Genomic DNA, 9,331 nt, shown 5'->3' with positions numbered 1-9,331 from the left:
TGTTAATATCCATAGGTATACTTGCTCCATTTTTTCAGTCCTAGTATATTTGCAGAAAAAAAAGATGCAAATAAAAGATTTATTACAAGTCGCACAAGAATTCGGCAATCCAGTTTATGTATATGATGCCAATAAAATAATTTCGCAATACCAACGACTTACAAACGCTTTTGGTAAGGTGGAACGTCTTCGAGTAAATTATGCTGTAAAAGCACTTTCCAATATTTCGATTTTAAAATTATTAAAAAACCAAGGAGCGGGATTGGACACAGTTTCCATTCAAGAAGTGCAACTGGGTTTACACGCAGGATTTTCTCTCGAACGAATTATTTATACTCCAAACGGGGTTTCGTTTGAAGAGTTGGAAGAAGTAGCCCATTTGGGCATTCAAATCAACATCGATAATTTATCGGTATTGGAACATTTTGGTTTCAAATATCCTCAAATTCCTGTTTGCATCCGAATCAATCCGCATGTCATGGCGGGTGGTAATGCGAATATTTCGGTGGGTCACATCGATAGTAAATTTGGAATTTCGGTACATCAAATGCCGCATATTTTGCGTATTGTTCAAAATACAGGAATGCACATTAACGGTATCCACATGCACACTGGTTCAGATATTTTGGATATCGAAGTGTTTCTTTACGCCGCCGAAATTTTGTTTGATGCCGCAAAAAACTTCACTGAGCTTGACTTTTTAGATTTTGGAAGCGGATTCAAAGTGCCGTACAAAAAAGACGATATAGAAACCAATGTAGAGGAATTAGGCAAAAAGTTAACCAAACGCTTTAATGCTTTTGAAAAAGAATACGGTCGGAATTTGACTCTTGCCTTTGAGCCTGGAAAATTTTTAGTGAGCGAAGCTGGTTATTTTTTGGCAAAAGTAAATGTGGTAAAGCAAACCACTTCTACCGTTTTTGCTGGAATTGACTCTGGATTCAACCACCTCATTCGTCCGATGTTATATGGTTCGCAACACGAAATTCAAAACATCTCTAACCCAAAAGGAAAAGAACGTTTTTATTCGGTAGTAGGTTATATTTGCGAAACTGATACATTTGCCAACAACCGACGCATCACGGAAATCAAGGAAAATGACCTATTGTGTTTCAAAAATGCTGGTGCTTATTGCTACTCGATGGCATCCAATTACAACTCGCGTTTTCGACCTGCCGAAGTTTTGTGGATCAACAATCAAGCAATATTGATTCGAAAGCAAGAAACTTTAAACGATTTACTTCAAAATCAAATATTGTACGAAGAACCCGTTACCGTTGAAGCATAACATCAAAATAAGCCGCCTCACAACATCAATTGAGGCGGTTTTTTTTTATCCCGATCATAAATAATTTAAACTTTACATTCACTATATTTGAACACCTTATAAATTTATGATGAATAGAAGAAAATTTTTCAGAAACGGATCGCTTTTCACACTTGGAACCGCACTAATAAATCCTTTTCAATCTACTGCAGCTCCAGTAAATACGGATTTTATTGACAAAAATAAAAAAGCCAAAAACATCATATTATTGGTCAGCGATGGTATGAGTACTGGAACTTTGAACATGACCGATTTGTACCTTAGTCGAAAGACTGGAATGCACTCCCATTGGATGCAACTTTATAAAGACAATCGTGTTAGTCGAGCATTGATGGACACCGCTTCAGCTAGTTCAATTGTTACTGATTCTGCAGCAGCCAGTTCGTCTTGGGGAGGTGGTTTTCGTGTTAAAAATGGCGCACTCAATGTGGGGCCTGACGGGCAAGAATATTTACCAATTTGGCAAAAATTTAAAAAAGCAGGTAAAATGGCGGGTTGCGTAACAACAGTTCCCATCACGCATGCTACACCCGCTGGATTTTGCGTCAATTCGAAAAGCAGAAACAGTCAGGATGATATTGCCAACCAGTACGCCGATTTAAAGTTTGACATTATGATGGGTGGCGGCCAACAATATTTTGATGCAAATACCCGAAAAGACAAAGTCGACATGTATGCTGTTTTTAAAGCAAAAGGATATCAAATAGCAAAAACTCGAAGTGAAATGCTCAATACTTCAAACGACAAACCCATTTTAGGTGTTTTTTCTGAAGATGCATTGCCGTACAACATTGACCGAAATTCGGACGAAAAGTTGCGAGAAACAAACCCAACTTTGGCAGAAATGACCCAAAAAGCCATCGATCGAATGAAGCAAAATCCCGAAGGCTTTGTTTTACAAGTAGAAGCGGGAAAAGTAGATTGGGCCGCTCACGCCAATGATATTGGTGGACTTTTGTACGATCAAGTTGCTTTTGACGAAGCAATTAAAGTGGCGATAGATTTTGCAGAAAAAGATAAAAATACGCTGGTTATCATTACAACCGATCACGGGAATGCGAATCCAGGTGTGATTTATGGTAAAAAAGCAAACGATAATTTCGACAACATTCAAAAGTACAAACATACCAATGAATGGATTTTAAACACTATCAAGCCTGCATCTACCCTTTCTGAGGTAAAAGAAATAATTGCCTTTGCTAACGGATCTACACTTTCAGATGAAGATGCCAAAACAGTTTTGAGTTACTACGATGGATTGCACAAAGAAGACGGTGGACTCTATAATTACAAAAAACTTCCATTTAAAGCTTTTGCAGAAATGCAGCAAAAATCAAACTCTGTGGGTTGGATCAGTATGGATCACTCAGCAGATTATGTCGAATTGGCGGTTTTTGGACCAGGAAGTGCATTATTAAAACCGTTTATCAAAAATACGGATTTACACTATTTAATGCTTCAAGCTGCAGAAGTTGAAAATAAATTTTAAATCAATGTAAGAATCTACAAAAAAAGGGCAAACGTAAATGTTTGCCCTTTTTTAAATTATTAATGCTTTGAGAGCACTATTTTGTTACTGTATTTTAAAATTGCTTGGTATTTCTGCTCCTTTTTTAATGACTACAATTCCGTCTTTTATGGCATACAACTCACATGAAAAATCTTCTAAATGTGGGCCACCGTTGATGTACACGTCGTTACCGATTCGGCAATTTTTATCTACTAAAGCATTTTTGATAACGCATCTTTCGCCAATTCCTACCAGCTGTCGCCCGTTTTCAACATCCTTTTTCATTTCGTCCATTGTTTGATAGTAATCATTTCCCATTACATAACAATTTTCTATAGAAGTGCCTTCACCGATTCTAGAACGAATTCCAATTACAGAACGTATGATTTCTTTGGCATTAATAATGCAACCTTCCGAAATTAACGTGCTGGTTATCATTGATTTATGAAACTTTGAAGGAGGTAGCAACCTTGGTCTTGTAAATATTTTATTATCGTTGTCAAAAAGGTTGAATTTTGGCAAATCGTCGGTCAAACCAATATTGGCCTCAAAAAATGAGTCAATATTTCCGATGTCGGTCCAATAACCTTCATATTGGTAACTCAAGATTTTTTTGTTACCTACCGCTTGTGGAATTATTTCTTTACCAAAATCTTTAGTGTCCTTATTCGACATAATATCTACCAGAAGTTCTCGGTTGAAAATGTAAATGCCCATAGAAGCCAAATAGTGTTTTCCTTCACTTTTCATTTGATCACTAACGTCCGATTCCCAATCTTTCAATAACTCTTTCGCTGGTTTTTCGATAAACGATTCAATGTAGCTTTCCGAATTGGTTTTTAAAATACCAAATTCAGGTGCATCCTTGGAATTTACAGGCAATGTAGCGATTGAAATATCAGCTTTGTTATTTATATGCTGGTCCAACATCGCATTAAAATCCATTTGATACAATTGATCCCCCGAAAGAATTAAGGCATAATCAAAGTCGTGGTTCAAAAAATGGGGCATGCATTGACGCACCGCATCAGCTGTTCCTTGAAACCAAGTAGGATTATCGGGAGTTTGTTCAGCAGCAAGAATATCTACAAAAGCATGGCTGAAAATACTAAAATTGTAGGTATTTTTTATGTGTGCATTTAAGGAAGCCGAATTAAATTGCGTGAGCACAAACATCCGGTAAATATCCGAATTCATACAATTGGAAATAGGAATGTCAACCAATCTGTATTTTCCTCCAATTGGCACGGCTGGTTTTGATCTTGTTTGTGTCAAAGGATACAATCGAGATCCTTGTCCTCCTCCTAATATGATTGCAATAACGTTTTTCCTTTTAGCTTTCATTTTTTGCTAATTATTAAATTATAAATTTCTAAATATTCTTGACAAACGCGCTCCCAGGAATGGTCCGTTTTCATTCCTATGGTTCGGATTTCGTTCATTTTTTTCTTGTCGTTGTACAAAGAAATTCCCCTTTGAATGGAATAACAAATATCACCAACAGAAGCTTGGTCGTGACAAATACCGTTTCCATCATCTCCAAAATCAATTACCGTATCTTTTAAACCGCCGGTGCGTCTTACGATAGGAACGGTTCCGTACCGCAGCGAATACATTTGGTTCAAGCCACACGGTTCTACTCTGGAAGGCATCAATAAAAAGTCGGAACCCGCATAAATCAAATGCGCCAACTCTTCGTTATAACCAATATAGGTATTGTAATTTCCTTGATAATCAGCCAATAAACTATTTAAATGATTTTCAATCAAAGTATTTCCAGAACCTAAAATTAAAATATTGATTTGCTTATAGTTTTCCGACAATGCCAAAAGTGCGGCATGCGGCAATAAATCACCACCTTTTTCTTCCAAAAGTCTTCCAATAAAACTGAATAAAGGTTTATCTGGATCTAGATTAAAGAGTTCGCACAAATGTGCCTTGTTGTCTTGTTTTCCTTTGTTTAAATTTTTAACTGTATAATTTTTTTTCAGCATCGGATCTTTCGCCGGATCCCAAACCTCAACGTCAATTCCGTTTAAAATACCTATTGATTTGTAGCGAACCATATTAAATAATGATTCTAAACCATTGGCAAATGTATTTATTTCGTCTAAATAACTAGGAGAAACGGTGGTAACTGCCCAAGCACATTTGATTCCAACCGCCAAAGAGTTGATACAGTTGTTCCACTCTAAAACGTTAACGTGGGCCAAATCAAATTCAGGTAAATAATAGAGTTTATCGAAACCAAACTGACCTTGGTACAATCCGTTATGAATCGTGATCATCGAAGGCGTTTCTCGCAATCGGTAATATTTATGACTATACAACATCATGAACGGAATCAAACCGGTATGGTGATCGTGGCAATTGATGACATCAGGAACTTGATCGCGGCCAATAATCCAGTCCAATGTTGCAATTTGAAAGCTCAAAAAACGCTCGATATCATCTTGATAACCGTACACTTCCTTTCGGTTAAACAAATCGGGGATTTCAACGAGATACAATTCAAAACCCAACTTATCGGTAGTTTCTTTCAGAATACTGAATGGAAAATTAAAATTACCCAGGCTTACGTGTCCCCAATGTACATATTCCCAATCGTTTTCGTTTTTAAATTTGGTGTCGTAACAAGGCATTACTACACGTACATCATTTCCTGCTTTATTTTGATATTTGGGCAAAGCGCCAACGACATCTGCTAACCCACCCACTTTGGCAACGGGATAACATTCGGCACTAATATGAAATATTTCCATATCTGAATTTAAGTTTTAAATTGTTTTATTCGGTTTTTACCACTATTAAATACACACTTTACTGATTATCCAAATCAAATTGAAAAAAAGCACGATGAAACTTACTCTCAATTGCGATGACAATTCGATTTTGTTACGATTCTAAAAACGGTTTTACAAAGTAAAAAAGCCAGTGAGTGGTAAGGTTCAAAGACTTTTCATTTTCTAAAAATCCGACTAAATGAAGTCAAATCTTCTCGCAGGATGAAAATTACAAAATCTTTGGAAATTAGTACGCTTTTTAATCAAATAAATTTTAAAGAAAATGCATTTATAGCAATACTCGGTATTCCAATTCAACGATTATAAAAAAAATAGGGGAAATTATTAGTGGATTGGCATCCGAGGTGTTTTGAAAAAATTTATTTTTATAAAACTTAAGAGCTGCGAATTATTTTCATAAATTTAGAAACTTAAAAAACCTTTAATTAAATTTATTAATTTAAAACTATGGAAGCTGAAATCAAATTAAAATTAGAACAATTACACGCCAGAGTTGATGCTCTTAAAGATCAAATCAATACAGAAGAAGCTACAAAAAATGCTTTTGTAATGCCATTTATCCAAATTTTGGGTTATGATATTTTTAATCCTACAGAAGTTATTCCTGAATTTATTTGCGACATAGGAACTAAGAAAGGTGAAAAAATAGATTATGTAATTAAAATTGACGGTGAGCCTATTTTAATAATTGAATGTAAACATTGGAAAGAAAATGTCGATGCTCATAATTCGCAACTACATCGATACTATCATGTGTCTAAATCAAGATTTGGAGTACTAACAAACGGTCATATTTACAACTTTTACACGGATTTGGAAAAACCAAATATAATGGATGAAAAACCATTTTTCACGTTAGATCTATCTAATCTGAAAGATACAAGCTTAAAAATTCTTGAAAAGTTCACTAAAAATGGCTACAATTTAGAAAGTATTTTAGATTCTGCGGAAGGAATGAAATATATCAAAGCTATAAGGAATGAATTTGAAAAAGAATTGAAAGAACCATCAGACGAAATTGTAAAACTACTTGTTAATCGTTTCTTTGAAAAAACAATAACTGCTTCTCGATTAGCAACATTCAAAGATTATACAATAAAAGCATTTGCAAATTCCATTAACGAATCTATCAATTTCAGGTTAAAAAACGCATTAAATATTAATGAATCAATTCCTGTTAAAACGGAACAAAACTCGCCTACAATTGACGAAAATATTAATCAACCTAAGTTTATTACAACAGAGGAAGAAATAGAAGCTTCACAAATTGTAAAAGCCATTTTACGCGAAAAATTACCTTCAACGCGTATAGCATTTAGAGATACTCAATCTTATTTTGGCATTTTATTAGATGATAATAATCGAAAACCAATTTGTAGATTACATTTCAATTCTAACAATAAGTTCATTGAACTATTCAATAAAGGAAAGGATAACGGGGAAAAAAAACTTTTGAATTCCTTAGAAGAAATTTACAATTTCAAATCTGAACTTTTGGAAACTGTCGCTCAATACGAATAACAAAACGTTTTAATAGCTCAGAATTATTGACTACCAAAATTTAACAAATAATCCCATTCTTTACCAAAAAAGAATGGGATTATTTTATCAGTAATTCTAAAACAACGCCACTTCCCTTTTCGCTTCTTCAAATTCTCTTACCATATTTTCCACAATCATTTTTACGGGTAAAATTTCGTGAATCAATCCCGCAATTTGACCAATTTCCAATTCGCCTTCGATAAGATCACCTTCAAACATTCCTTTCTTGGCGCGGGCTCGTCCCAAAAGTTCTTTTAATTCCTCTGGCGTCGGACATTTAGAATATAAATCTTGTACGTCTTGGTAAAATTTATTTTTAATCAATCGCACAGGTGCGAGTTCTTTTAACGTCAGTTGTGTGTCGCCTTCTTGTACTTCTAAAATAGTGTTTTTAAAATTGTCGTGTGACGAACTTTCGACAGACGCGGCAAACCTGCTTCCCACTTGAACGCCGTCGGCTCCAAGAACCATTGTGGCCAGCATTCCTCTACCTGTTGCAATTCCTCCAGCGGCAATGAGCGGAATCGAAATTTTCTCCCGAACCATCGGAATCAAGGTCAAGGTCGTCGTTTCATCACGTCCGTTGTGCCCACCTGCTTCAAAACCTTCGGCAACAATAGCATCTACACCCGCTTCTTGGGCTTTCAGGGCAAATTTCGAACTACTCACCACATGCACAACCGTAATCCCGTTTTTTTTTAAAAAAGGCGTCCACGTTTTTGGGTTTCCAGCAGAAGTAAATACAATTTTTACTCCTTCTTCGACCAAAATTTGCATAATTTCTTCCACATTGGGGTACAACATCGGTACGTTAACACCAAAAGGTTTATCCGTTGCTTTTTGGCACTTTTGAATGTGTTGCCGCAGAACTTCGGGATACATCGAACCTGCTCCAATCAATCCGAGTCCGCCGGCATTACTTACGGCACTTGCAAGTTTATACCCGCTGTTCCAAATCATGCCGCCTTGAATGATGGGATATTGTATGTTGAAAAGTTTGGTGATTTTGTTTTCCAAGGTAATCTGTTTTATAGTTTAATGAATTTGTGTGTGGTCTCGCGTGCTCCTGAAGAATTGTGCAAAAATACATTCCCGGTGCCAACTGCGAAATTGGAATAGTAATCGTTTGACCATTGGATTTCATTTCTAACACTTTCTGACCTAAAGTTGAAAATAGTTGAAGAGTGGCATCTGGTGCAAGTCCAGAACTATTTATTTTCAGAAAATCGCTTGCTGGATTTGGATAAAGAAAAACGTTCCATTGCTCTTGTTCAGAAATATTTAAAGTATTTAAAAGCGCTGTGTTAAAATTAGGGATTCCATACCCCAATTGAGGTGTTGGGTTAGCGTAAATACTGGCCGACTGTTTGATAATTTGCATAATTTCGGCATTGGTTTTTGTAGGAAGTGCTTGCCACAAACACGCTACCATTCCTGCAGTAATGGGCCCTGAAAATGAAGTTCCGTTTGCCAAACCAATTGTTCCCGAAGGATTGGCTACAACTGCCTGAACACCTTGAGCAACAACGTCGGGCTTGACCCTCAAATCGTAAGATGGACCGATAGAACTGAAACTTGCATATAAACCTGAAGCATTAACGGCTCCCACAGCCAAAGTATGCACCGCATCAGCTGGAACACTAATGTACGGATTACTTGACGAACCCGAATTTCCAGCAGAAGTAACACAAATAATTCCTCTTGAAAAAGCGATGTCTGCTCCTCGAGAAGCAAAAGCAGTCACACCATCCATATCTTCGTACGTATGGCTATAATTTGGATTGTCATATCCAAAATACCCCAATGATGTATTGATAATATCGACACCTAATCGGTCGGCTTCCTCGGCGGCTTGAACCCAATACGATTCTTCAACTGGGTTTTCGGTAGCACCGTCTTCGGTAACAAATAAATAGTAAAAAGCATCAGGAGCGGTACCCACCAAAACATTTTCAACATAACCACCCATGGTCGAAAGTACCAAAGTACCGTGGGTTCCACTCGTGTAAAAATTACTGGACTGAGTTACATAATTATAACCTCCTAAAATAAGATTATTGGTAAACAACCTTTGAAAAGGTGCTGCTGTATTCACTCCCAAAAAACCTGAATCTAAAACAGCAATGGTTTTTCCGGTACCGGTAAAAT

At 36.4% G+C, this 9,331-nt stretch carries 7 protein-coding genes; 3 read left to right on the top strand and 4 right to left on the bottom strand.

What is annotated here, in order from left to right; all coding sequences use genetic code 11:
- Positions 1–64: 64 nt before the first annotated feature.
- Positions 65–1,288 carry a diaminopimelate decarboxylase gene (gene lysA, locus ACIQ2X_RS10460; RefSeq protein ID WP_396178874.1) on the top strand — a complete coding sequence of 408 codons (1,224 nt, stop codon included), beginning with the start codon at positions 65–67 and terminating at the stop codon, positions 1,286–1,288.
- 109 nt (positions 1,289–1,397) lie between these two features.
- A complete protein-coding gene (locus tag ACIQ2X_RS10455; protein ID WP_396178875.1) occupies positions 1,398–2,816 on the top strand; it encodes an alkaline phosphatase in 1,419 nt (472 codons plus the stop codon).
- 84 nt (positions 2,817–2,900) lie between these two features.
- Here the strand turns inward: ACIQ2X_RS10455 and ACIQ2X_RS10450 are convergent, their stop codons facing one another.
- Together ACIQ2X_RS10450 and ACIQ2X_RS10445 are read right to left on the bottom strand one after the other, a co-directional pair.
- Positions 2,901–4,181 carry a glucose-1-phosphate adenylyltransferase gene (locus ACIQ2X_RS10450; RefSeq protein ID WP_396178873.1) on the bottom strand — a complete coding sequence of 427 codons (1,281 nt, stop codon included), beginning with the start codon at positions 4,179–4,181 and terminating at the stop codon, positions 2,901–2,903.
- A complete protein-coding gene (locus tag ACIQ2X_RS10445; protein ID WP_396178872.1) occupies positions 4,178–5,599 on the bottom strand; it encodes a glycogen synthase in 1,422 nt (473 codons plus the stop codon). The genes ACIQ2X_RS10450 and ACIQ2X_RS10445 overlap by 4 nt, the downstream gene beginning before the upstream one ends.
- 489 nt (positions 5,600–6,088) lie before the next feature.
- Between ACIQ2X_RS10445 and ACIQ2X_RS10440 the strand changes: the two genes are divergently transcribed.
- Complete coding sequence (locus tag ACIQ2X_RS10440; RefSeq protein ID WP_396178871.1) at positions 6,089–7,162, top strand: type I restriction endonuclease; 1,074 nt, start codon at positions 6,089–6,091, stop codon at positions 7,160–7,162.
- A gap of 96 nt (positions 7,163–7,258) precedes the next feature.
- Here ACIQ2X_RS10440 and ACIQ2X_RS10435 read toward each other — a convergent pair whose 3' ends face one another.
- Together ACIQ2X_RS10435 and ACIQ2X_RS10430 are read right to left on the bottom strand one after the other, a co-directional pair.
- Entirely contained in the window at positions 7,259–8,200 is a 942-nt protein-coding gene (locus tag ACIQ2X_RS10435) for an NAD(P)H-dependent flavin oxidoreductase (protein WP_396178870.1), read from the bottom strand.
- Positions 8,121–9,331, bottom strand: a 1,211-nt coding sequence (locus ACIQ2X_RS10430) for a S8 family serine peptidase (protein WP_396178869.1), incomplete at its 5' end; no start/stop codon positions are given. The genes ACIQ2X_RS10430 and ACIQ2X_RS10435, both read right to left, overlap by 80 nt.

Origin of the sequence: Flavobacterium sp. (assembly GCF_044368625.1) — a bacterium.
Classification (GTDB): Bacteria; Bacteroidota; Bacteroidia; order Flavobacteriales; family Flavobacteriaceae; genus Flavobacterium.
Note: the sequence above shows the minus strand (reverse complement) of the source record. Positions and strands in the feature narration are given on the sequence as shown.

Excerpts from the sequence above, each read along its gene's own strand:
- ACIQ2X_RS10440 (WP_396178871.1), top strand. The coding sequence starts at position 6,089 with ATGGAAGCTGAAATCAAATTAAAATTAGAACAATTACACGCCAGAGTT.
- ACIQ2X_RS10450 (WP_396178873.1), bottom strand. The coding sequence starts at position 4,181 with ATGAAAGCTAAAAGGAAAAACGTTATTGCAATCATATTAGGAGGAGGA.
- lysA (WP_396178874.1), top strand. The coding sequence starts at position 65 with ATGCAAATAAAAGATTTATTACAAGTCGCACAAGAATTCGGCAATCCA.
- ACIQ2X_RS10455 (WP_396178875.1), top strand. The coding sequence starts at position 1,398 with ATGAATAGAAGAAAATTTTTCAGAAACGGATCGCTTTTCACACTTGGA.
- ACIQ2X_RS10445 (WP_396178872.1), bottom strand. The coding sequence starts at position 5,599 with ATGGAAATATTTCATATTAGTGCCGAATGTTATCCCGTTGCCAAAGTG.